The organism is Streptomyces sp. NBC_00620, assembly GCF_026341825.1.
GTDB lineage: Bacteria > Actinomycetota > Actinomycetes > Streptomycetales > Streptomycetaceae > Streptomyces.
Map to the genome: position 1 here is coordinate 3,158,388 of NZ_JAPENY010000001.1, position 20,989 is coordinate 3,179,376.

General features: G+C 70.0%; 23 protein-coding genes. 14 read left to right on the forward strand and 9 right to left on the reverse strand.

Annotation, left to right across the window (positions count from 1 at the left end; genetic code table 11):
* Positions 1–45: 45 nt before the first annotated feature.
* The 3 genes from OG246_RS14475 to OG246_RS14485 all read right to left on the reverse strand — a co-directional run bounded on the left by OG246_RS14475 (position 46) and on the right by OG246_RS14485 (position 1,924).
* Positions 46–951, reverse strand: a complete 906-nt coding sequence (locus OG246_RS14475) for a helix-turn-helix transcriptional regulator (protein WP_266461122.1) — start codon at positions 949–951, stop codon at positions 46–48.
* 231 nt (positions 952–1,182) lie between these two features.
* Entirely contained in the window at positions 1,183–1,542 is a 360-nt protein-coding gene (locus OG246_RS14480; protein WP_266461123.1) for a co-chaperone GroES, read from the reverse strand.
* 43 nt (positions 1,543–1,585) lie between these two features.
* Positions 1,586–1,924 carry a DUF3618 domain-containing protein gene (locus OG246_RS14485; RefSeq protein ID WP_266461125.1) on the reverse strand — a complete coding sequence of 113 codons (339 nt, stop codon included), beginning with the start codon at positions 1,922–1,924 and terminating at the stop codon, positions 1,586–1,588.
* 142 nt (positions 1,925–2,066) lie between these two features.
* Between OG246_RS14485 and bcp the strand changes: the two genes are divergently transcribed.
* A complete protein-coding gene (gene bcp / locus OG246_RS14490; RefSeq protein WP_266461128.1) occupies positions 2,067–2,534 on the forward strand; it encodes a thioredoxin-dependent thiol peroxidase in 468 nt (155 codons plus the stop codon).
* A 35-nt stretch (positions 2,535–2,569) separates the two neighbouring features.
* Here bcp and OG246_RS14495 read toward each other — a convergent pair whose 3' ends face one another.
* Positions 2,570–5,038 carry a transglycosylase domain-containing protein gene (locus OG246_RS14495; protein ID WP_266461130.1) on the reverse strand — a complete coding sequence of 823 codons (2,469 nt, stop codon included), beginning with the start codon at positions 5,036–5,038 and terminating at the stop codon, positions 2,570–2,572.
* A gap of 203 nt (positions 5,039–5,241) precedes the next feature.
* Here OG246_RS14495 and OG246_RS14500 point away from each other — a divergent pair, with 203 nt between their 5' ends.
* Genes OG246_RS14500 through OG246_RS14515 form a run of 4 tightly spaced genes read left to right on the forward strand, consistent with a single transcriptional unit; the run spans position 5,242 to position 8,756 of the window.
* On the forward strand, positions 5,242–6,042 hold the full coding sequence (locus OG246_RS14500) for an ABC-2 family transporter protein (protein WP_266461131.1): 801 nt from the start codon (positions 5,242–5,244) through the stop codon (positions 6,040–6,042).
* A 16-nt stretch (positions 6,043–6,058) separates the two neighbouring features.
* Complete coding sequence (locus OG246_RS14505) at positions 6,059–6,910, forward strand: ABC transporter permease (RefSeq protein ID WP_266464198.1); 852 nt, start codon at positions 6,059–6,061, stop codon at positions 6,908–6,910.
* Between the two features lie 6 nt (positions 6,911–6,916).
* Positions 6,917–7,894: an ATP-binding cassette domain-containing protein gene (locus OG246_RS14510; protein ID WP_266461132.1), complete on the forward strand. Its 978-nt coding sequence runs from the start codon at positions 6,917–6,919 to the stop codon at positions 7,892–7,894.
* A gap of 10 nt (positions 7,895–7,904) precedes the next feature.
* Entirely contained in the window at positions 7,905–8,756 is an 852-nt protein-coding gene (locus tag OG246_RS14515; protein ID WP_266461134.1) for a DUF1707 domain-containing protein, read from the forward strand.
* A gap of 108 nt (positions 8,757–8,864) precedes the next feature.
* Here the strand turns inward: OG246_RS14515 and OG246_RS14520 are convergent, their stop codons facing one another.
* Positions 8,865–10,193 (reverse strand): SGNH/GDSL hydrolase family protein, encoded by a 1,329-nt coding sequence (locus OG246_RS14520; protein WP_266461136.1) that lies wholly within the window; start codon positions 10,191–10,193, stop codon positions 8,865–8,867.
* Positions 10,194–10,421: 228 nt separating this feature from the next.
* On the opposite strand from OG246_RS14520, the gene OG246_RS14525 reads away from it, so the two are divergent.
* The 3 genes from OG246_RS14525 to OG246_RS14535 all read left to right on the forward strand — a co-directional run bounded on the left by OG246_RS14525 (position 10,422) and on the right by OG246_RS14535 (position 12,758).
* Positions 10,422–11,795: a DUF445 domain-containing protein gene (locus OG246_RS14525; protein WP_266461138.1), complete on the forward strand. Its 1,374-nt coding sequence runs from the start codon at positions 10,422–10,424 to the stop codon at positions 11,793–11,795.
* A 113-nt stretch (positions 11,796–11,908) separates the two neighbouring features.
* Complete coding sequence (locus OG246_RS14530; RefSeq protein WP_266461141.1) at positions 11,909–12,379, forward strand: hypothetical protein; 471 nt, start codon at positions 11,909–11,911, stop codon at positions 12,377–12,379.
* A gap of 13 nt (positions 12,380–12,392) precedes the next feature.
* Positions 12,393–12,758 carry a VOC family protein gene (locus OG246_RS14535; protein WP_266461142.1) on the forward strand — a complete coding sequence of 122 codons (366 nt, stop codon included), beginning with the start codon at positions 12,393–12,395 and terminating at the stop codon, positions 12,756–12,758.
* 29 nt (positions 12,759–12,787) lie between these two features.
* On the opposite strand, the gene OG246_RS14540 is transcribed toward OG246_RS14535, so the two are convergent.
* Positions 12,788–13,831: a hypothetical protein gene (locus OG246_RS14540; RefSeq protein WP_266461144.1), complete on the reverse strand. Its 1,044-nt coding sequence runs from the start codon at positions 13,829–13,831 to the stop codon at positions 12,788–12,790.
* Between the two features lie 81 nt (positions 13,832–13,912).
* Positions 13,913–14,389: a DUF2269 family protein gene (locus tag OG246_RS14545; RefSeq protein WP_266461146.1), complete on the reverse strand. Its 477-nt coding sequence runs from the start codon at positions 14,387–14,389 to the stop codon at positions 13,913–13,915.
* A gap of 186 nt (positions 14,390–14,575) precedes the next feature.
* Between OG246_RS14545 and OG246_RS14550 the strand changes: the two genes are divergently transcribed.
* Positions 14,576–15,574 carry a GlxA family transcriptional regulator gene (locus tag OG246_RS14550; protein WP_266461148.1) on the forward strand — a complete coding sequence of 333 codons (999 nt, stop codon included), beginning with the start codon at positions 14,576–14,578 and terminating at the stop codon, positions 15,572–15,574.
* Here the strand turns inward: OG246_RS14550 and OG246_RS14555 are convergent.
* On the reverse strand, positions 15,508–15,996 hold the full coding sequence (locus tag OG246_RS14555) for a MarR family winged helix-turn-helix transcriptional regulator (RefSeq protein WP_266461150.1): 489 nt from the start codon (positions 15,994–15,996) through the stop codon (positions 15,508–15,510). The genes OG246_RS14550 and OG246_RS14555 overlap by 67 nt on opposite strands.
* A gap of 124 nt (positions 15,997–16,120) precedes the next feature.
* Between OG246_RS14555 and OG246_RS14560 the strand changes: the two genes are divergently transcribed.
* Positions 16,121–16,504, forward strand: a complete 384-nt coding sequence (locus OG246_RS14560; RefSeq protein ID WP_266461152.1) for a tautomerase family protein — start codon at positions 16,121–16,123, stop codon at positions 16,502–16,504.
* Positions 16,505–16,594: 90 nt separating this feature from the next.
* Here the strand turns inward: OG246_RS14560 and OG246_RS14565 are convergent, their stop codons facing one another.
* Entirely contained in the window at positions 16,595–16,900 is a 306-nt protein-coding gene (locus tag OG246_RS14565) for a hypothetical protein (RefSeq protein WP_266461154.1), read from the reverse strand.
* Positions 16,901–17,097: 197 nt separating this feature from the next.
* On the opposite strand from OG246_RS14565, the gene OG246_RS14570 reads away from it, so the two are divergent.
* The 4 genes from OG246_RS14570 (at position 17,098) to OG246_RS14585 (ending at position 20,924) form a co-directional block, all read left to right on the forward strand.
* Positions 17,098–17,523: an Hsp20/alpha crystallin family protein gene (locus tag OG246_RS14570; RefSeq protein WP_266464200.1), complete on the forward strand. Its 426-nt coding sequence runs from the start codon at positions 17,098–17,100 to the stop codon at positions 17,521–17,523.
* 233 nt (positions 17,524–17,756) lie between these two features.
* On the forward strand, positions 17,757–18,167 hold the full coding sequence (locus OG246_RS14575) for a DUF2267 domain-containing protein (RefSeq protein WP_266461155.1): 411 nt from the start codon (positions 17,757–17,759) through the stop codon (positions 18,165–18,167).
* A 487-nt stretch (positions 18,168–18,654) separates the two neighbouring features.
* Positions 18,655–19,494 carry an alpha/beta fold hydrolase gene (locus OG246_RS14580; protein ID WP_266461195.1) on the forward strand — a complete coding sequence of 280 codons (840 nt, stop codon included), beginning with the start codon at positions 18,655–18,657 and terminating at the stop codon, positions 19,492–19,494.
* A gap of 200 nt (positions 19,495–19,694) precedes the next feature.
* Complete coding sequence (locus OG246_RS14585; RefSeq protein ID WP_266461199.1) at positions 19,695–20,924, forward strand: glycosyltransferase; 1,230 nt, start codon at positions 19,695–19,697, stop codon at positions 20,922–20,924.
* Positions 20,925–20,989 lie beyond the last annotated feature (65 nt).

Sequence of the window (20,989 nt, forward strand, 5' to 3'; positions counted from 1 at the left end):
GACGCGGCGGATGCCGGGCGCGCGCCGTTGGCCGGGCGGGACGACTCAGGTTTCCTGAAGGATGCGCTGGAGGATCGTTCGAGTCGCGTCCGGTGACTCGGCCGCGACGACCAGGCGGTTCATGACGTCCCAGTAGTACTCGATCTCGGCCGGCTTGTCGGGATAGAGGGCGCTCGCGAGCTGTTCGAGGTAGACCATGTCGGGCAGCTGGCCGCCGGGCAGGCGGACGATGGTCACCGGACCGCGGGCCGCGGCGTGGCCGCCGGCGAGGAACGACATGATCTGGACGGTGACGTGCGGGAGTTGGCAGATCTCCAGGAGATGCCGGAGCTGGGCGCGCATCGTGCCGGCGCCGCCCACCGGGCGACGGAGTGCCGCCTCGTCGATCACGGCCCACAGTTGAGGCCCTCGTTGCCGGTGCAGGGTCTGCCGGCGCTTCATCCGTAAGGTGACCCGCCGGTCGGTCTCCTCCGCGTCGGCGCCCGGGTGGGTGAGCCGGATGGCGGCGCGGGCGTAGTCGGGGGTCTGCAGGAGGTCCGGAACGGCCTGGGGCTCGAAGCAGCGGATGACACTCGCCGCCTGTTCGGCCCCGAGGTAGGCCTGCATCCAGGCGGGCACCACGTCGTTGTACGGCTGCCACCAGCCGGAGGTGTTGGACTGCTCGGCCAGGGCCAGCAGGGTGGCGCGCTCGGCGTCGTCCGTGACTCCGTAGAGAGTGAGCAGGTCGGCCACGTCGCGCATTTTGAATCCGTGGCGGCCCCACTCCAGTCGGCTGATCTTCGACTGGGAGGCGCGGATGGCCTCGCCCGCGACCTCGCGGGAGATGTTCTGGTGCTCCCGCAGTCGGCGCAGCCGTGCGCCCAGCACCATGCGCGGCACCGCGGGCCCCGCCGACCGGTCGTCCAGGACGCGGCTGACGGTGGGTGTACGCACGGCTTCTTCGGCGTCCATGGGCATGCTCCCTGGCGGTGGACGCAGCTCTGCCCGCCCCCGAACGCTGCGGCTTGTCATCCTAGTTGACCGAGTCCAAGGGGAACCCCGTTCCCCACTTTCCAAGGTCGCAAGGGGCACAAAGAAACCGCAGGTCAGATGTCTGACATGCGGTTTCTTCCGGAGCCCTCCGGCGGATTCGAGCCGACGGCCCACGCACAACTCACACACAGTCCACGCAGGGCCCGCGCACTACAGGTACAGGCCGGTCGAGTCCTCTGATCCCTCGAAACGGTCCGCGGCCACGGCGTGCAGATCCCGCTCGCGCATCAGCACGTACGCGGTCCCGCGCACCTCGACTTCGGCGCGGTCCTCGGGGTCGTAGAGGACGCGGTCGCCCGGTTCCACCGTCCGTACGTTCTGTCCGACCGCCACGACGTCGGCCCAGGCGAGACGGCGGCCGACGGCCGCCGTCGCGGGGATCAGGATGCCGCCGCCGGAACGCCGCTCGCCCTCGGCGGCGTCCTGCCGCACCAGCACGCGATCGTGCAGCATGCGGATGGGCAACTTGTCGTCGTGGTGGGTGCTCTGCTTGTCCCGGTTGGCGCTCACGCCCCGAACCTACCTGCCTTCGAGCGGTCCGTACGCCGTCGGGTCAGCGCTTGCGCCGACGCGAGCCGACGACGAGCAGCCCGACGATTCCGGCCACGACCAGGGCCACCGGCACGACGCGCTCGAGCCGCGGTGCGCCCTCCTCGGTGACGAACTGCCCCTTCACATCGCTGACGACCCGGTTGACGCCGACGTACGCGCGCCCGAGCGTGTGATCGATGTTGGAGGCGACCTTGGCCTTGGCGTCCCCGACGATCGTCTTCGGGTGCACGCGCACACCGATCTCGTCGAGCGTCTCGGCGAGGGTTTCGCGGCGGCGCTTGATGTCCGCCTCGATCTGCGCCGGAGTCCTGGTATCCGACGTGTCCGACGTGTCCGGCACCGCGCTGCCTCCGTGGTCGTGTTCTGGCCCTTTACTTCCGACAGTCTGTCAGCTCGGGCGGCGACGCACCCCTCGGCACCCCCATTACGCTCGTTCCGTAGTTCCGTAACCCGCATCCACCCCCCGGCCACGTGAGGTACCGATGAGTGAGCGACTCCAGCCCGGCGACACCGCCCCCGCCTTCACCCTGCCCGACGCCGACGGCAACGAGGTCTCCCTCGCCGACCACAAGGGCCGCAAGGTCATCGTCTACTTCTACCCGAACGCCATGACCCCCGGCTGCACGAAGCAGGCCTGCGACTTCACCGACAACCTCGACGTCCTGGCGGCCGCCGGCTACGACGTCATCGGCGTCTCCCCGGACAAGCCCGAGAAGCTCGCCAAGTTCCGGGAGAAGGAGAACCTGAAGGTCACCCTGGTCGGCGACCCGTCCACCAAGGTCATCGAGTCGTACGGCGCCTACGGCGAGAAGAAGAACTACGGCAAGACCTACGTCGGCGTCATCCGCTCCACCCTCGTCGTGGACGAGCAGGGCAAGATCGAGCACGCCTTCTACAACGTGAAGGCGACGGGCCACGTCGCGAAGATCATCAAGGACCTGGGGATCTGAGCGCCGAGCCACTCGAGCGGGCCCCCGTTCGGGGGTCAGGGCTTTCTTGACGCGGGGCGGTTCAGCGGACCCGCCCCCGCGATCGTCCCCGCGTCCGTCCCTCCGGTGTCCGTGCCGCCGTCCGTCGTCCCGCCCGTGGTGGTCGTGGTGCCGTCCGTGGTGCCGCCGGTGGTGGTCGTGCCGCCGTCGGTGGTGCCGCCATCGGTGGTGGTCCCGCCGTCGGTGGTGCCGCCGGTGGTCGTGGTGCCGCCGTCAGTGGTGGTGCCGCCGTCAGTGGTGGTGCCGCCGTCCGTCTGGCCCTGGGTCTGGCCGTTCGTCTGGCCTTCGGTCTGGCCCGGGGTCTCGGAGCCGCCTGTCGTGGTGCCGCCGTTGTCCTGGCCGCCGGTGTCGGTGGGCTCGGCGGGGGGCTCGTAGGACGGGACCTCCGGCTCCTCCGCGCCCGGCTGGAGCTGGAGGTCGAAGTCGGTCGCGTCGGTGCCGTCCAGGGCGGACTTCGTGAACTGGGCCCAGATCTGGGCCGGGGGGCCGCCGCCGTTGATGCGGGGCAGGCCGAGGGCGCCGTACAGGGATTTGTGGGCGCCGGTGTTCGGATCCTGGCCCATGACGGCGACGACGGTGGCGAGGTCCGGGGTGTAGCCGGCGAACCAGGCCGCCTGGTCCTCCTCTGCCGTGCCGGTCTTGCCCGCGGCGGGCCGGTCGGCCTCCTGCGCGGCGGTGCCGGTGCCGCCGTCGACGACGCTCTGGAGGAGGGAGGTGGTCGTGTCGGCGGCCTCGCGGGTCACCGCCTGCTTGGTCTCCTGCTTCGGCAGCGGTACGTCCTCCGCCCCGTCGGTGATCTTGTCGACCAGGGTGTACGTGCCGTGCTTGCCGTGGTTCGCGAGGGTGGCGTACGCCTCCGCCATGTCGAGGACGCTGGCCTGCGCCGGGCCGAGCGCGATGGACGGGGTGGCGGTGAGGGCGGGGGTGTTCGAGGGGATACCGAGGTCGATCGCCGTCTGCTTGACCTTGTCGGGGCCGACGTCCACCGCCATCTGCGCGTACACCGAGTTCACCGACTTGTCGGTGGCGGTGCGGACCGTGATGTCGCCGTACGAGACGCCGTCCTCGTTCTCCGGCGCGTACGTGCCGCCGTCCCAGCCCTCCACCGGGCGCCGGTCGGTGCCGTCGTAGAACGTGTTCGGGGTGATGGTGCTGCCGTCCTGGGTCTCCGAGTCGTTCTGGACGGCCGAGGTGAAGACGAAGGGCTTGAAGGTGGAGCCGACCTGGTAGTCGCGGCGGGTGGCGTTGTTGACGTACTGCTTGGTGTAGTCGATGCCGCCGTACATCGCGACGACCTTGCCGTTGGACGGGTCGATGGAGACGCCGCCCGCGCGGACGTAGGTGTCGACCTTGCGGTTCTTCTTGTCGAGGTCGTCCATCACCTGGTCGTTGACGGCCTCGATGAAGGCGTCCTGCTTCGGCTTCTGGATGGTGGTGGTGATGCGGTAGCCGCCGGTGGCGAGGGTGTCCTCGTCGATGATCTTGTTGGTGGTGAGGTAGTCCTTGACGGCCTGGACGAGGTAGCCGCGCTGGCCCGACATGCCCGCCGAGCCCTTGGCCTCCTTCGGCGCCGGGAACTTGACGGCGGCGCGGTCCGAGGCGGTCAGCCACTTCTTCTTGACCATGCCGTCGAGTACGTAGTTCCAGCGGGCCACCGCCGCGGACTTGTTCTCGGGGTGCGCGATCACGTCGTACTCGCTCGGCGCGTTCAACAGCGCGGCCAGGTAAGCGCCTTGACCCACCGTCAGGTCGATGGCGTCGACGCCGTAGTACGCCTGGGCGGCGGCCTGGATGCCGTACGCGTTGCGGCCGAAGTAGCTGGTGTTGAGGTAGCCCTCGAGGATGTCGTCCTTGCTCTTCTCGCGGTCGAGCTTGATGGAGATGAAGAACTCCTTCACCTTCCGGGTGACCGTCTGCTCCTGGCCCAGGTAGTAGTTCTTCACGTACTGCTGGGTGATCGTCGAGCCGGACTGCTTGCCCTTGCCGGTGACGGTGTTCCAGCCGGCGCGGATCATCGCCTTGGGGTCGACGGCCGACTCGGTGTAGAAGTCCCGGTCCTCGGCGGCGAGTACCGCGTGCTGGGCGTCCTTGGAGATCTGCGCGAGCGTCACGTTCTCGCGGTTGACCTCGCCGTCGCGGGCGAGCTGGGAGCCGTCCGCGTAGAGGTAGACGTTGCTCTGCTTGGTCGCGGCGGCGTTCGCGGGCGGGATCTTGACCAGGTAGTAGCCGAGCGCGAACAGGCCGATCAGAAGCAGGATCACGGTGACGAAGGTGCCGAGCACCATGCGCCAGGTCGGGATGATCCGCCGCCAGCCGGTGCGCTTGCGCTTCTGCTTCTTCTGCTTCCCGCCGGGTGCCATCGGCGCCGGTCCCTGTCCCGGTCCCTGTCCCGGTCCCTGTCCTGGTTCCCTGGGCGCCCAGCCCTGGTCGCTCTGCTGCGGCTGCGGCTGCGGCTCGTCACTCATTTGTTCGCCGGACTCCCGTTTCGCGTCGTACGTTGCCGTACGCCCTCGTACGCCTGTTGCGCCCCCTCTTGAAGACTGTCGCACCATGCGTTCCGTTCCCTTACCTCGGCACGCGTCGCGCCCGGAAAATGCCTGGCGGGGCGTGTCACCCGGGGGCTAGGCTCCTGCGCTTCGGCCTTGACGTGCTGGGGAGGAGCCTCTTCGTGGGCACAGGGCGGTTGTACGCGGCCGTCGCGGCCGGCGCTTTTCGTCGGTACTCCACCTATCGGGTGGCCACGGCGGCGGGCTTGTTCACCAACACCGTCTTCGGGCTGATCCTGGCGTACACCTTCATCGCGCTGTGGGACGAGAAGCCGCATCTCGGCGGCTACGACCAGGCGCAGGCGCTCACTTATGTGTGGGTGGGGCAGGCGCTGCTCACGGTGGTGTCGGTGATGGGCGGCGGTTTCGAGGACGAGCTCATCGAGCGCATCCGTACGGGGGACATCGCGATCGACCTGTACCGGCCCGTCGATCTGCAACTGTGGTGGCTGGCGCAGGACATGGGCCGGGCGCTGTTCCAACTGCTGGGGCGCGGCGCGGTGCCGCTGGCGTTCGGTGCGCTCTTCTTCGAACTCGCGCTGCCCGGGGACCCGTTGACGTGGATCGCGTTCCTGGTCGCGGTCGCCCTCGGGGTGCTCGTCAGCTTCTCGATCCGCTATCTGGTGGCGCTGTCCGCGTTCTGGCTGATGGACGGGGCGGGCGTGGCGCAGATGGCGTGGATCCTGGGGATCTTCTGCTCGGGGATGGTGCTGCCGCTGAACGTCTTCCCGGGCGTGCTCGGCGAGGTCGTACGGGCTCTGCCGTGGTCGTCGCTGATCCAGGCACCCGCGGACGTGCTCCTTGGCACGGCCGATCCGCTGGGCACGTACGCCTTCCAGGCCGCCTGGGCTCTCGCGCTGCTCGCGGCCGGGCGGCTCGTGCAGTCGGCGGCGACGCGGAGGGTGGTGGTGCAGGGTGGTTAGCCAGGTCGACGAGCGGGTGGCGGACACCGGGTGGCCCACGCCCAGGCAGGGGGCGTACGAGCGGGTGCGCGACGGGTTGCGTGCCTACCGCATGATCGCCGCCATGTGGATCCGCTCCACGATGGCCTACCGCGCCTCCTTCGCGATGACCCTGTTCGGCAACTTCCTGCTGACCGGCCTCGACTTCGCCACGATCCTGCTGATGTTCTCGCAGGTCGACCGGCTCGGCGGCTACTCGCTTCCCGAGGTCGCCTTCCTGTACGGCCTCGGGGGCACCGCCTTCGGGCTCGCGGACCTGGCGTTCGGCACGATGGACCGGCTGGGACGGCGGGTGCGCGACGGCACGCTCGACACGCTCCTCGTGCGCCCCGTGCCCGTCCTCGCGCAGGTCGCGGCGGACCGGTTCGCGGTGCGCCGCATCGGCCGGGTCACCCAGGGGCTGCTGGTCCTCGGGTACGCCCTCGTCGTGCTCGACCTCTCCTGGACGCCGCTCAAGGTGCTGCTGATCCCGCTGACGCTGCTCAGCGGGAGCGCGATCTTCGCGGCCGTGTTCGTGGCGGGCGCGGCCTTCCAGTTCGTGGCGCAGGACGCCTCCGAGGTGCAGAACTCCTTTACGTACGGCGGCAGTACGCTCCTGCAGTACCCGCCGACCGTCTTCGCCAAGGACCTGGTGCGCGGGGTGACCTTCGTGTTCCCGCTGGCCTTCGTCAACTGGCTGCCCGCGCTGTATGTGCTGGGGCGGCCCTATCCGATCGACCTGCCGACGTGGGTCGCCTTCGCCCCGCCGCTGGTGGCCGCCGGCTGCTGCGCGCTGGCAGGGCTCGCCTGGCGGGCGGGACTTCGTTCGTATCGCAGTACGGGGAGCTGAACTCACTTGGAAACGGACCGGGTTGGTGCCTTCATCGAGCTCGACGGGGTCGAGAAGGTCTTCGACGTGCGCAAGAAGACCGGGTTCATGCGCAGTGAGCGGAGGCAGGTGCGGGCCGTCGACTCCCTCTCCTTCAGCGTGTCGCGCGGCGAGATGGTCGGGTACATCGGCCCGAACGGCGCCGGCAAGTCGACCACCATCAAGATGCTGACCGGCATCCTCACCCCGAGCGGCGGCCGGTTGCGGGTCGCGGGCATCGACCCCTCCCGGGAGCGGACCCGGCTCGCGCAGCGCATCGGGGTCGTCTTCGGGCAGCGTACGACCCTGTGGTGGGACCTCCCGCTGATCGACTCCTACCGGCTGATGCACCGCATGTACCGGATCCCGGACGCCCGTTACCGCGCGAACCTCGACCGGTGTGTCGAACTCCTGGAGCTGGGCGCCCTGTTGGACGTGCCCGTGCGGCAACTCTCGCTGGGGCAGCGGATGCGCGGCGACATTGCGGCGGCCCTGCTGCACGATCCGGAGGTGCTGTACCTCGACGAGCCGACGATCGGCCTCGATGTGATCAGCAAGGCGCGGGTGCGGGAGTTCCTGCGGGACCTGAACGCCGAACGCGGTACGACCGTCCTGCTCACCACCCACGACCTCACCGACATCGAGCAGCTGTGCAAGCGGGTGATGGTCATCGACCACGGGCGGCTGATGTACGACGGGGCGCTGTCGGGGCTGCACGAGGTGGGGGAGAGCGAGCGGACGCTGGTGGTGGACCTGGAGCGCGAGTTGCCGCCGATCGAGGTCGAGTCGGCGCGGGTGGTGAAGGTGGAGGGGCCGCGGCAGTGGCTGGCGTTCCCCGCGGCCCAGTCGGCGGCTCCGCTCGTGGCTCGGATCGCGGCGGAGTATCCGCTGGTGGACCTCTCGGTGCGGGAGCCGGACATCGAGGCGGTCATCAGCCGCATGTACGCGGAGAAGGCGGTCTCGTAGGCTGCTGTACATGAGCGAGGAACTTCCTGAACTCCGGGCTTCAGACGCCGACCGCGAGCAAGTCTCCGAGGTGCTGAGGGACGCCCTCGCGGAGGGCCGCCTCGACATGGAGGAGTTCGAGGAGCGGCTGGAGGCGACGTACAAGGCGCGTACGTACGGGGAGTTGGCGCCGATCACCCGTGATCTGCCCGCGCCGGGTGTCGCCCCGCCCGTGGTGAACATGGTCAAGGGGCCTGCCGAGGGCGGGACCGGGGCCTGGGCGGACCGGATCGTCGGCGGTGAGGGTTCGTCCACGTGGGGTGTCGCGATCATGGCGGGCTTCCAGCGCAAGGGGCGCTGGACGGTGCCCAAGCGGTTCAACTCCTTCTCGTTCTGGGGCGGCGGTGAGATCGACCTGCGCGAGGCGTACTTCGCGGACCGCGAGGTGGTCGTCAACTGCGTCGCGATCATGGGCGGCATGAACGTCGTCGTACCGCCCGGCGTAGAGGTCGTCGTCCGCGGCATCGGCATCATGGGCGGCTTCGACCACCGCGAGGAGGGAGTCCCGGGCGAGCCCGGCGCCCCGCGCGTGATCGTCACAGGCTTCGCCTTCTGGGGCGGCGTCGGCGTGGAACGCAAACTGACCCGCGCCGAGCGGCAACGGCTGAAGGAGGAGCGCCGCCAGGAGAAGCTGGAACGACGGGAGGCCCGCAAGGAGTTGGGGGCCTCACGGGACGGCGGCGACATGCTCGACGCGCTCGATGACGTCCACGACCTGGTCCGCGAACGTCACGAGGAACGCCGTGAGCGCCACGAGGAACGCCGGGAACGTCATCAGGCGCGCCGCGACGAGCGCCACCGGCGACGGCACGGGGACCACTGACTGACGTCAACCGGGGGTCTTTAGGGGCGCGGGGCTGTGTCTTCGTGCGGCTCCGCCGCGGGGCGCGACCAGCCACGACGGCGCCGCAGCCGACAAACGACCGGCAACCTACAGCGCAGCCGACACCGCCCCAGTAAGCGACCGCAGGTCCAGCACCTCAGCCATCCGCTGATACCCCTTGTCACTGGGGTGCAGATGATCCCCGGAGTCGTAATCGCCCCGCAGCTCACGCGGATCGTACGGATCCCGCACCGCCTTGTCGAAGTCGACCACCGCGTCGAACACCTTCCCCGCCCGGATCTCCGCGTTGACGGCCTGCCGTACCTCCTCACGCTGGGCGGAGTACCCGCCATGCCCCTTGAACGGCATCAGCGTCGCCCCGACAACACGCACCCCGTGGGCGTGCGCCTGCTGGACCAGCGTGCGCAGGCCGTCGGTGATCGTGGCGGGGTCGACCTGGTTCGGGTTGCGCAGGATGTCGTTGATGCCGAGGTCGATGACGACGGCCTTGACGTTCGCATGGCCGAGGGCGTCGCGGCCGAAGCGGGACAGGGCGCTCGGGTTGTCGGAGGGCCGGCCGGTCCCCGAGGCCAGGATCTGGTTTCCGCCGATGCCCTCGTTGACGACGCTGTAGAGGGGCACGCCGTCCGTGCCGGCGGCGGCGCGCAGCCGGTCCGAAAGGTAGTCCGGGTAGCGGTGGTTGGCGCCCACGGTGGAGTCGTCGCCGTCGGTGAGGGAGTCGCCGAAGGCGACGACGGTGCCCGCCGACTCCTCGCTCAGCACGTCGACGGCCGTCACGTAGCGCCAGTACGGGGTCTCCTCGGTGTACGCGGTGCCGCTCACGTCGTCCGCGAGGTCGCCCTCGGCGAGGTAGGAGGTCTGCCGTGCGTGCGGGTGGTAGGTGACCGGGCCCGACGGCGTGGGCGAGAACGTGGTCACCAGTACGTCCGAGTCGTGCGGGATCGTCACGGGCACCGCGTCGCTCATCACCTGCTGCCCGGACGGGATGGTCACCGAGGTGCTGCCGCCGAAGGTGAGGCGGGTCATGGTGTCGGCCCTGGCCGCGGCGCTGTTCGCGGTCTCGGCGACGGCGATCGTGGCGTGCGTGATGGTGAGCGGCTGCTGCCCGAAGAGGTTGGACAGCGTGATCCGGGCGCTCGTACCGCCGGCGCTCGTGTGCACGATGTTGCGTACCGACCTGCCCGCCATGCCGTTTGTCTCGGTGCCGGGCTCGGCTCGGGCGGGGGAGGCCGACCAGGCGCCGACCCAGAGGCCGGTGGAGGCGGGGGCGGCCGAGCCCCGCGGGGTGCGGCCGCCGGCGAGGTTGCTCTGCCCGCTGCCGTCGTCGGCCGCGACGCCGATGTATATGGCGGCGGAAATGACCACGATCACGGCGACGATCGCGGCCAGCAAGGCATAACCGTGACGCTTGGTCATGCGGTGCGTTTCCCCTCGGGCAAGTGGAGCCCGAAGCTCCGGTGTGATCACCCCATGATGCGTCATGGGATGGGGCGAAACTGCGACGCCCCCGTAAATTCCCCTGATACCCGCCCCGGGGTTTCCCCGGAACTTCTCCCACCGGACAGACGCCGGGAACTCCTGTTCCGTTCCAGGAGTCGGTCAGGAAGGGACAATGTGTACGGGGGACGCGAACGGGTGGAGTGAATGGAACGTACGAAACCGGAAGAAGCGGGCGCGGACGCAGAAAAGCAGCATGCCCTGCCGGACGCCGCCACTAACCGACAGGGCACGCCCGGCGTCGGCGCGCGCCGCACGATGACCACCTTCAGCCCCGCCGACGAGGAGAAACAGCGGGGCGTGCGCCGGATGAAGCTGACGGCCGTCGGCCTGCTGCTCTTCGTGGCGGTCGTGTACGTCCTCGCCAAGTGGGCGTCGAACGAGGGCGCGGGGCCCTGGGCCGGATATGTCGCCGCGGCAGCCGAGGCCGGCATGGTCGGCGCGCTCGCCGACTGGTTCGCGGTCACGGCCCTCTTCCGCCGCCCGCTGGGCCTGCCCATCCCGCACACGGCGATCATCCCCACCAAGAAGGACCAGCTGGGCGTCTCGCTCGGTGAGTTCGTCGGGGAGAACTTCCTCTCCGAGGAGGTCGTACGAGGCCGGCTGCGCGCCGTCGGCATCGGCAGCCGTCTCGGTGCCTGGCTCGCCGAACCGGACCATGCCGACCGGGTGACGGCGGAGCTGGCCACCGCGCTCCGGGGGGCGCTGACCGTCCTGCGCGACTCCGACGTGCAGGCGGTGGTCGGCGAGGCGATCACCCGGCGCGCCGACGCCGCCGAGATCGCGCCCGGCATAGGAAAGATGCTGGAGAAGGTCGTCGCGGACGGCGGTCACAAACGGGTCGTGGACCTGGTCTGCGTACGCGCCCACGACTGGCTCGTACTCCACGACGAGCAGGTCATGGACGCGGTGCAGGGCGGCGCCCCCGGCTGGACCCCCCGGTTCGTCGACAAGAGGGTCGGCGAGCGGGTCTACAAGGAGCTGCTCCGCTTCGTCACCGAGATGCGCGACGCCCCCTCCCACCCGGCCCGCGGCGCCCTCGACCGCTTCCTCACCGACTTCGCGTCCGACCTCCAGTCCGACACCGACACCCGCGCCCGGGTGGAGCGCCTCAAGGGCGAGGTCCTCGGCCGCGGCGAGGTCCAGGACCTGATCGCCTCCGCCTGGACCGCCGTACGGTCGATGATCGTGTCCGCCGCGGAGGACGAGCGCAGCGAACTGCGGCTGCGGGTACGGGCGTCTCTGCTGTCGCTGGGGGCCCGGATGGCGGTGGAGCCCAAACTCCAGGCCAAGGTGGACAGCTGGGTCGAGGGCGCGGCGGTGTACGTCGTGACGACGTACCGGCGTGAGATCACCTCCCTGATCACCGACACGGTCGCGGGCTGGGACGCCGAGCACACGACCAGGAAGATCGAGGCCAACATCGGGCGCGACCTGCAGTTCATCCGGATCAACGGAACGGTGGTTGGCTCGCTGGCGGGGCTGGCGATCTACGCGGTGTCGAGGGCGCTGGGGGCGTGATCGTCGGCGATGGGGCTCAGGCGCTGGGGGCGTGAACCTCGGCGAGCGGGCTCAGGCGCGTCTGAGTATCCGTACTCTGTCGGGCCGCCCGCGCCCGCGGAACTCTCGTACGCATGACCGAGAAGCTGTTGAGCCCTCTGCGAACGCGCCCCTGGCCGCAACGCTGGCTGACGCGCGTACTCGGCGCCGCCCTCGCCTCAGCGGCGTACCTCGTCTGCATCCCGTGGGATCTGACCAACCGCGTCCAGACGCCCGGCTCCAACCAGGAGACGACCCCGGTGACGGGCATCGGCGTGATCGGCCTGGCCCTGGTCCTGCTGGCCCTTGCGGCCTACTTCGGCCTCCGGGACTACCTCGGCTGGCCGCTGCTCCTGGTGGCGGTGCCTCCGGCGGTACTGATGCAGATCTCCTTCCGGACACACTCCGGACCACCGGACGGCATGGCGCACTTGTGGCCCTTGGCGTGGGGGTTCTTCACGTTCCTGATCGGCGCCGGGGTACTCGTCGCGGCGGCGCTGGCCCGCCGGTTCAGGCCGCAGGAGGAAGACTCGCTGGACGGACTGCTGTACCCGCACCCCACGTGAGGAGCCGCTCCCGATGACCGTCCGCAGGATCGTGCCGGACATCCAGGTCGACTCCGAGGAGTCGATGACGACCAGCCGTGACTTCTACGGCCTGCTCGGCCTGGAGCAGGTCATGCACCTGGGCTGGGCCATGACCCTCGCCTCCCCTTCCAACCCCACCGCCCAGATCAGCTTCTTCACCGAGGAGCGGACCGCCCCCGCCGTCCCCGACCTGAGCGTGGAGGTCGAGGACGTCGACGCGGTGTACGCCCAGGTCGTCGCCTCGGGCGCGGAGGTCGTACGGGAGTTGCGGGACGAGGAGTGGGGCGTACGGCGCTTTTTCGTACGGGATCCGAACGGGCGGGTGGTGAATGTGCTGGGGCACCGGCGGGCGGAGTAGCCGACGGACCGGCACTCGGGCACGGCAGGCTACTGGATGCTCCAGCGGTGCGGATGTTCGGGCCCGGCGGGGCAGGCGAATATGTTGAGCTCACCCCAGCGGCCCACCGTGATTTCCGTGGGAGTGGCGGAAGCGTGAGTGGGCTGATTCTGGTCCTGGTTCTGGTCCTCCAGCGGCTTCCAGCTGCCGCTGCCGCCGTCCCACTCCGAGCTGTCGATGGTCAGCAGCAGGTGCATCGGTGTCGCGCAGGTCAGACAGTCCATGGGGGACGGGTCGGTCGCATGCCAGGAGGCGAAGCCGCCCACGCGCCAGCCGGGCGGGATGGACAGGTCGTACTGGTAGCCGAGCGGCTCTGGCGTGCTTTCGTCCGCCGACTCCTCGGCTTCCTCTTCTAGGGCTTCCTCCCAGGCGTCGATCCGGGCGCACAGTTCCTCGGGCAGAAGGCCGGCGAACGGGTAGGTGATCACCTGCTCCGGGTGCAGCACACACGTCTCGGGCACGAAGCCGTCGGACCCGACGACCAGCGGCTGCGGAGGCGCGGTCAGCACGTCGCCGACCTCCCACGACCGCCGCCAGCGCAGGTGCAGCTCCAGGCCGTACCGGCCCGGGCCGTGCGCGTTGAAGGGGCACCAGAACACTTGGAGCAGATCGCAGTCGTCCGGCCCCGCCGCAAGGTCGGGCAGATCCCGCCGGTACAGCTGCGCGAGGCCGATCATCGGCAGGGGGTCGGTCTCGGACGCCCCGGGGATCCGGTGCTTCCGGCCCAGCTCGCCCAGGAGCTTTCGTTCCTCGTCCGTCGGGCCGGGAGCCTGCTCTCGGGCCCATGCGGAGGCCAGGACCTGCCGAGAGCGGCGGATGTCGGCCGGGCGCAGACCACGCCCACGGCCGTGTGCCTCGCCGCACACCGGCCACGGCTCGTCCGCCGGCCACAGCATCGGACCGCCCACGGAACTGGCCGAAACGTCTGGTCTGCCCGGCCGCGGATGGAGCCGGGTCGTCGTCCCGCGAAAGGCGGCCAGTCCCGGGAAGAGCGCCTCGACGTCGAGAGGGCGCGGGGGCGTGGTCCTCGTCATGGACGCGACCTTAAACGGCTGGCAGCCCGGGTCGCGAAGCACCCCCGTCGGGCATTTTCCGCAGCCGGCCCCACCACTCCCTCAAGCCCCTGTAGTGGACCCCGGCCGAATGATCATCAGGACTGTGACGGTGGCCCAGAGGAGGTTGAAGATCCCGGTGAACATGGCGAGCCGTGCGGTCGCCCTCGTCGTCACCGCGATCTCGCCGCCCCCGACATCCTCGATGCCCTCCATGATCGCGGCCTGCCTGGGCAGGACCAGCGCGGCGAGCACGACAGCCGCGAGCGCCGTCAGCGCGATCGAGACGATCAGCCAGGTGTCCCCGAGCACGCCCATGTTGCTCGCCGTGGCGAACCCGAAGACGGGGACGACGACGCCGACGGTGGCGTACACCCGGCAGATCCGATGCAGCAGACGCGTGGTCGCGAGGGCCTGCGCGTCTCCCGGCTCGGCGAGCGCCTTGCGCGCGGTGGGCGGGAACATGCTGGCGGCGACCGTGACGGGCCCGATGGCGACGATCGCGGCGATCACGTGGACGGCGAGGAGGAACTTGGTCACGGGGTGACGGTAGGGGGCGGCGGGGATCTTGCAGAAGTGGCGGTTTTGCCAGTACTCAACGGATTCTCGCCAGGGGGGGGGTGAGCGGCTCAAACTCGGGGTTTCTCGGTGCTTCCGGGTGTGTGCGGCTCGTATCCGCACTGACTGCACCCTGACTGAATCCCGTCGTACCCCTACTCTTTTGCCATGCATACCGTGGCCGTCCTGGCGCTCGATCAGGTCATCCCGTTCGACCTCTCCGCCCCGATCGACGCCTTCGGCTGGGCTCGGCTGCCGGACGGGCGCCCGGCGTACCGGATCCGGGTCTGCTCGGCGTCGGAGGAGGTGAGCGCGGGCCCGTTCGCGCTGCGGGCCCCGTACGGGCTGGAGGCGCTGGCCGAGGCGGACACGATCATCCTGCCCGGGGTCGCCGACCCGACGGTCCCGCTTCCGCCGGGCGTCGCGGAGGCGGTGCGCGCTGCTGCCGCGAACGGCACCCGGATCGCCTCGATCTGCGTGGGCGCCTTCGTCTTCGCCGCCACCGGCCTGCTGGACGGGCTGCGCGCGACGACGCACTGGGTCGCGGCCCGGGACCTGGCGGAGATGTACCCCGCGGTGACCGTCGACCCGAACGTCCTCTACGTCGACAACGGCCAGTTCCTCACCTCGGCGGGCGCGGCCGCCGCGATCGACATGTGCTTGCACATGATCCGCAGGGACCACGGCTCGGCCGTCGCCGCGCACGCGGCCCGGATGTGCGTCGTGCCGCTCGAACGGGAGGGCGGCCAGGCCCAGTTCATCATCCAGACCCAGCCACCGGTACCGTCCGGCGCCACCCTGGAGCCCCTCCTCAACTGGCTGGAGGAGAACGCCGAGCGCGAACTGACCCTGGAGGACATCGCCGCCCACGCCGGCATGAGCACCCGCACACTCAACCGCCGCTTCCGCGAGCAGACCGGCACGACGCCGTTGCAGTGGCTGCACCTGGCCCGGGTGCGGCGCGCCCAGTACCTCCTGGAGACGACCACGTACCCGGTCGAACGCATCGCGGCCCAGGCGGGGTTCGGCTCACCTACGGCGTTCCGAGAGCGGTTCAAGAGGGTGGTGGGGACGAGTCCGTACGCGTATCGGCGGGCATTTCAGGGAGTGGAAACGCCGGGCTCGGGCTCGGGGTCTGCCTCGGGGTCGGCGGCTGCTGCCTCGTAGGCGCGCAAGGTGTCGACGACCAGCTGCCGCTGACTGGGCGTCAGCGGTTCCAGTGCGCGACGCCAGGCGGTGGCCCCGCGTGACAACCACGCGGAGATGGAGGGCCGTTGGGCGTCGGTGATGCTGACGATGCGTCGCCGCCGGTCAGTCGGGTCCTCGCGCCGCTCCAGGATTCCCTTCCCGCTCAGCTCGCCGACCATGAGGCTGACGGTGGTCGGCGCGACCTCGAGGCGGGCGGCCAGGTCGTTCACGGTCAGGGGCCCGTCGAAGAGCAGATACGCCAGCAGCGACAGGTGCCGCGGAGCCAGGGCCAGCGACTGAAGTTCCTCGGGTACGGGGATGCGCTTGGCCCGGCCGACCATGCGGGGCATGAGCAGCAGGAGGTCGCGAACGGCGTCGTCGACGCCCGGATCGGTTGACATCAGCCATCCCTGTAAATAGCTTTGCTTCTAAAGATGCTTTGCTGGCAAAGAGGAATCGTAGGTCGTCATGTTACGACCCGCGACCGTGATCCTCACCCCGTGTTCCGCGTGAACGGAGATCTCCATGCCGCACCTCGCTGTGCAGATCCGCGAAGAGACGCTCGACGGATCGGTCGAACCGAAGATCATCAGGGCCTTGAGCGAGGCGGTGGTCGCCGTGGTCGGCGAGTGGGCGCGACCTCTCGTGGTCGTCGACCTGTTCGGCGTACCGGAGCACCGCTGGGGGAGCGGCGGCATCCCCGGCGAGGCTCCCGCACCGATCGTCACGCTGAACATGCGCGAGGGCGGCCTGACCCACCCGCAGATCCCCGACGCTCCCGCGCGGCTCGTCAAGTCCCTTACGGAGGCGGTGGTTTCGGTCCTCGGTGAGGGTGTACGGCAGTACGTGACCGTGCTGATCGTGGGGGTTCCGGCGGGGCGGTCGGGGGTGGGGGGTGAGGTTGTCTGAGGTGGCCTGAGGTTGCCTGAGGGGGTGAGGTTGTCTGACGTGGCCTGAGGTTGGCGAAGGCGGGGCCGCCCGCCCCGGCCGCTGCGCCGCTCAGGCGGCCCGTCGGTCGGACACGACCCACGAGGCGAGGGCGACGGCTCCTGCGACGCCGAACACGGCCGGCCAGGCGCCCACCTTCTTGGCCAGCGGATGAGACCCGGCGAAGGCGGCGACGTACGCGACGGTCAGCGCCCCGGCGGCCTTCCCGCCGGCCTGCTGCCGCCACTGCTGCGCGGCCGTGGCCCCGGCGGCTGCCAGTACGACCCCGCCGAGCTGCCGCTTCTTGGTCCAGCGGGCCACGCCGTATCCGCCGATGAGCCCACCGGCGGCCACCGCCGCGGCCGGTACCTTCGCCACTACTGCCTCCCGCTGCTGCGTCTGTCTGCTGTGTCTGTCCGAGGCTAACGCGCACGGGCCGGCCGCCTGACGCCTGCCCGTCCCGTACGTACCCTCACGCCGAGGTTGAGCCGGGGCTTGTCAGATTTCCTCCCCGGAGTTATATAAGAAGCCGTAGGGCATCGCACCCAGCACCTGTAGGGAAGGAGTGACCCGTGATGCTCATGCGCACCGACTCTCTGCGCGACTTCGACCGCCTCACGCAGCAGTTCTTCGGCCCCGCTCGCCCCGAGGCGATGCAGATGGACGCGTACCGGTCCGACGGCGACCTGATCGTCCACTTCGACCTCCCGGGTATCGACCCGGAGACGATCGACCTGGGCGTCGAGCGCAACGTCCTGAGCGTCCGCGCCGAGCGCCGTTCCCCCGCCCCCGAGGGTGTGGACATGATCGTCACCGAGCGACCCTCCGGCACCTTCACCCGGCAGCTGTTCCTCGGTGACACCCTCGACACGGAGCGCATCGACGCTTCGTACGACGCCGGAGTACTGACGCTGCGCATCCCGGTGGCCGAACAGGCCAAGCCCCGCCGCATCGAGATCAGCCGCGGCAACGGCGACAACCCCAAGCAGCTCAGCAGCTGACCACCGCACGACTGGCCCTGCCCTGCGGGCACGTGCGCTCGCGGGGCAGGGGCAATGCCCTTCGGGGGAACGGATGTTGCCGGGCGCGGGCGGCTCAAGGCCGTTGGAGCAGACGCGAGTTGGACACGAACACCAGGAGAGCCCGAACGATGAGCTCCTTGAGCACCCCAGGAACGATGAACCCCGCCAGCCGGACGAACGAGCTGACGACGTCACCAGGAACCCCAAGCCGGATGCCCTCGATGACATGGAACGAACTCATCGAGGCGGTAAGGGAATCCGGCCAGTACCCCACCAAGGCGGAAGCGGAACGCGTCACCCGCCTCGTCCTGTCCGCCCTGGGTTGCCACGTGGTCGGCGACGAACGCGTCGATCTGGCACGCCGACTCCCCACCGAGGCGGCCCGTCTGATCGCCTCCCAGATCCCGGTCACCCGCTCCCTGTCGGCCGCGGAGTTCGTGGACAGCATCGCGTCCAGCATTTTGGGAGCCACCCCGGCCAAGGCCCGCTGGGACGTCAGCTCAGTCCTGAGCGTCCTCCCCACGGCCGTCGGCGACGACCTCATCGATCGCATCCTGAAGCAACTTCCCTCCGGCTACGCCCTGTTGTTCGGCCGGGCGGAACTGGCCCCGACATCAGCTTGACGACGTATACGCCGGTCACCTGACGGGACGGGCGGCCCGGGAACCATCCTTGACCGCAGTCGCCACCGGCCGACGGCCGCCCTCTCCCTCTCAATTCGCTCGCGGCGACGGCGGGGCAGGGAGAGGCCGGCATTCCACACCATCGACGTGCCAAAGCCCGGGAGACGAACCTCAGTTGACGCCCCCGCCCGGCTCACCACCCCCGACGGCAGCAGAAGTCTTCCTGGGTCACGAGGCACGACGTACACCTGGACCAGCCGGACGGCCTGTACGAGGTGATCGCGGCCTTCTTGAAGTCAACCTGACCGCATTAGGAGCCGACCGCCCAGCCCATCGGGCGCATGCAGCGGCGAGGCTTGTCGCCGCTCGGACCATCTACGACGACCTCGGCGCCCGCAGCCGGCTCGCGGAGGATATGCGGACCATGAAGCCATGGGCGTCAGACTCCGTCGAGCAGCCACACGGGCGAGGCAGAGAGAGCGGAACCGTGAACATCCCCCAGCCTGAATTCGTCACGACCCCGGACATCACAAGGCTGGCCTGCCGAGATCACCGCCCGTCGGCCCCGGACGCAGGCACCCCGGCACGCGCTCAGCCCCCGCTCCTCCTCATGCACGGCCTGGCAGGCCACATGGGTGAGTGGGACGACGTCCTCCCGCTCCTCCTGGCGGACGGCCACCGAGTGGTCACCTACGACGCCCGAGGCCACGGCGCCAGCACCCGCCGTCCTCGGAGCATGACCCGAGCGGCCTGTGTCCAAGACGCCCTGGCGCTGGTCCGCGAACTGTCCCTGGCCCCCGTAACCCTCCTGGGCCAGTCCCTCGGCGGCCACACCGCACTCCTCGCCGCAGCCGCCCGCCCTGACCTGGTCCACGCCCTCATCCTGATCGAGGCGGGCCCAGCGGGCGCGAACCCCGCCGTCCCCTCAGAAATAGCCGCCTGGCTGGACAGCTGGCCAACAACCTTCAACTCCCCTTCCGCAGCAGCGGAGTTCTTCGGCCACGAGGCCTGGGCGAGAGGTCTGGAGGAGCGCGAGGACGGCTGGCGCCCGCGAGTGGACCGCGACACGATGGTCTCCGCGGTCACGGAGCTCGCGACCCACTCGTACTGGCCCGAGTGGGACAGGATCCGATGCCCCACGCTCGTCATCCGGGGCGCCAACGGAACCATGCCCGAGTCGGAGGCCACGCGAATGAAGGACCGCCGCCCGACCACGACGACAGTCCACGTGATCCCCGACGCGTCGCACGACGTCCACCTGGATCAGCCGGCCGAGCTGCACGCGACGGTGAGCGCGTTTCTGACGGGCATCGGCCAGGGCCCCTGAAGCACGGGTCCTCTGAAGCACGGGTCCCCTGAAGCGCAGTGCAGTGATTGCGCGCGGGGTGACAAAAAAGCAAAGGCAAGGAGTTCTGAACTCCTTGCCATGCTCAAGGTATAGCGCACTGGGGGGCTTGCGGCAAGGCCCCCGTCGTACCGCAGAATCACTGGCCTCAGGCCAGGACCTGCGGAAACGGGAGTCGCTAAGTGCGTGTGTTGTTGATGTCGTACGGGTCGCGCGGGGATGTCGAACCCCTGGCGGGACTCGCGGTGGGGTTGCGGGAACTCGGCGCGGAGGTGCGGGTGTGTGCGCCGCCGGACGAGGAGTTCGCGAAGCTGGTGGCCGGTGTCGGCGCGGAGTTCGTGCCCTTCGGCCGGCCGGTGCGCGCGCTGGTGACCGGGGAGATGCCGGCGGAGGGACCGCCCGGGATCGCCGCCGAGTTGGTCGCCGCGCACTTCGACACGATCGGCGCGGCGGCCGAGGGGTGCGATGCGCTGGTGGCGACCGGTTTGATGCCCGCCGGTGCTCGGTCGGTGGCCGAGAAACTGGGCATCCGCTACGTGTACGGGTGCTTCCACACGCTCGAGCTGCCGTCGCCGCACCGCTCACCGTCGTCTCGGCCGGGCCCGCCGTTGCCACCGGACGTGACCGACAACCGGGTGCTGTGGGACCTGGATGCCCAGAAGGTGAACGCCCTGTACGGCGGGGCGCTCAACACCCACCGGGCGTCGATCGGCCTGCCGCCGGTGGACAACGTCCGCGACCACGTCTTCACCGACCAGCCGTGGCTGGCGGCGGACCCGGTCCTGTTGCCGTGGGAGGAGCTGACGGACCTACGCGTCGTGCAGACCGGCGCGTGGATCCGGCCGGACGAACGCCCGCTGCCGGACGAGCTGTTGGCGTTCCTCAACGCCGGTGAACCGCCGGTGTACGTGGGCTTCGGCAGCATGGCCCTGCGCGGCTCGACGGACATCGCCCGGGTGGCCGTCGAGGCGGTCCGCGCGCAGGGCCGCCGCGTACTCGTCGGGAGCGGCTGGGCGGACCTGGGCCTGATCGACGACCGCAACGACTGCTTCGTCGTCGGCGAGGTCAACCACCAGGCACTGTTCGGCCGGGTGGCCGCCGTCGTGCACCACGGCGGCGCGGGCACGACGACGACGGCCGCCCGAGCCGGGGCGCCCCAGGTCGTCGTCCCCCAGTTCGTGGACCAGCCGCACTGGGCAGCCCGGGTGGCCCAGTTGGGCATCGGCGTCGCACACGACGGCCCGACTCCGACCTTCGAGTCCCTGTCCACCGCGCTCAAGACGGCCCTGACCCCCGAGACCCACGCACGGGCGAGGGCCGTGGCCGCCACGATCCGCCCCGACGGGGCGGCGGTGGCCGCGAAGCTGCTGCTCGACGAGGTCGGCCGGCAGAGGCCGCCGGTGTCCGCGTGAGACGCGGCGCTGCCCGTCACAGCCACCAGCACCAGGTTCGTCACGCCAGTCCGGACGACGCCTTG

Bases quoted from the DNA above. Each gene is read 5' to 3' on its own strand.
- OG246_RS14475 (WP_266461122.1), bottom strand. From the start codon at position 951: ATGGACGCCGAAGAAGCCGTGCGTACACCCACCGTCAGCCGCGTCCTG.
- bcp (WP_266461128.1), top strand. From the start codon at position 2,067: ATGAGTGAGCGACTCCAGCCCGGCGACACCGCCCCCGCCTTCACCCTG.
- OG246_RS14495 (WP_266461130.1), bottom strand. From the start codon at position 5,038: ATGAGTGACGAGCCGCAGCCGCAGCCGCAGCAGAGCGACCAGGGCTGG.
- OG246_RS14515 (WP_266461134.1), top strand. From the start codon at position 7,905: ATGAGCGAGGAACTTCCTGAACTCCGGGCTTCAGACGCCGACCGCGAG.
- OG246_RS14520 (WP_266461136.1), bottom strand. From the start codon at position 10,193: ATGACCAAGCGTCACGGTTATGCCTTGCTGGCCGCGATCGTCGCCGTG.
- OG246_RS14525 (WP_266461138.1), top strand. From the start codon at position 10,422: ATGGAACGTACGAAACCGGAAGAAGCGGGCGCGGACGCAGAAAAGCAG.
- OG246_RS14530 (WP_266461141.1), top strand. From the start codon at position 11,909: ATGACCGAGAAGCTGTTGAGCCCTCTGCGAACGCGCCCCTGGCCGCAA.
- OG246_RS14535 (WP_266461142.1), top strand. From the start codon at position 12,393: ATGACCGTCCGCAGGATCGTGCCGGACATCCAGGTCGACTCCGAGGAG.
- OG246_RS14540 (WP_266461144.1), bottom strand. From the start codon at position 13,831: ATGACGAGGACCACGCCCCCGCGCCCTCTCGACGTCGAGGCGCTCTTC.
- OG246_RS14550 (WP_266461148.1), top strand. From the start codon at position 14,576: ATGCATACCGTGGCCGTCCTGGCGCTCGATCAGGTCATCCCGTTCGAC.
- OG246_RS14555 (WP_266461150.1), bottom strand. From the start codon at position 15,996: ATGTCAACCGATCCGGGCGTCGACGACGCCGTTCGCGACCTCCTGCTG.
- OG246_RS14560 (WP_266461152.1), top strand. From the start codon at position 16,121: ATGCCGCACCTCGCTGTGCAGATCCGCGAAGAGACGCTCGACGGATCG.
- OG246_RS14570 (WP_266464200.1), top strand. From the start codon at position 17,098: ATGCTCATGCGCACCGACTCTCTGCGCGACTTCGACCGCCTCACGCAG.
- OG246_RS14575 (WP_266461155.1), top strand. From the start codon at position 17,757: ATGCCCTCGATGACATGGAACGAACTCATCGAGGCGGTAAGGGAATCC.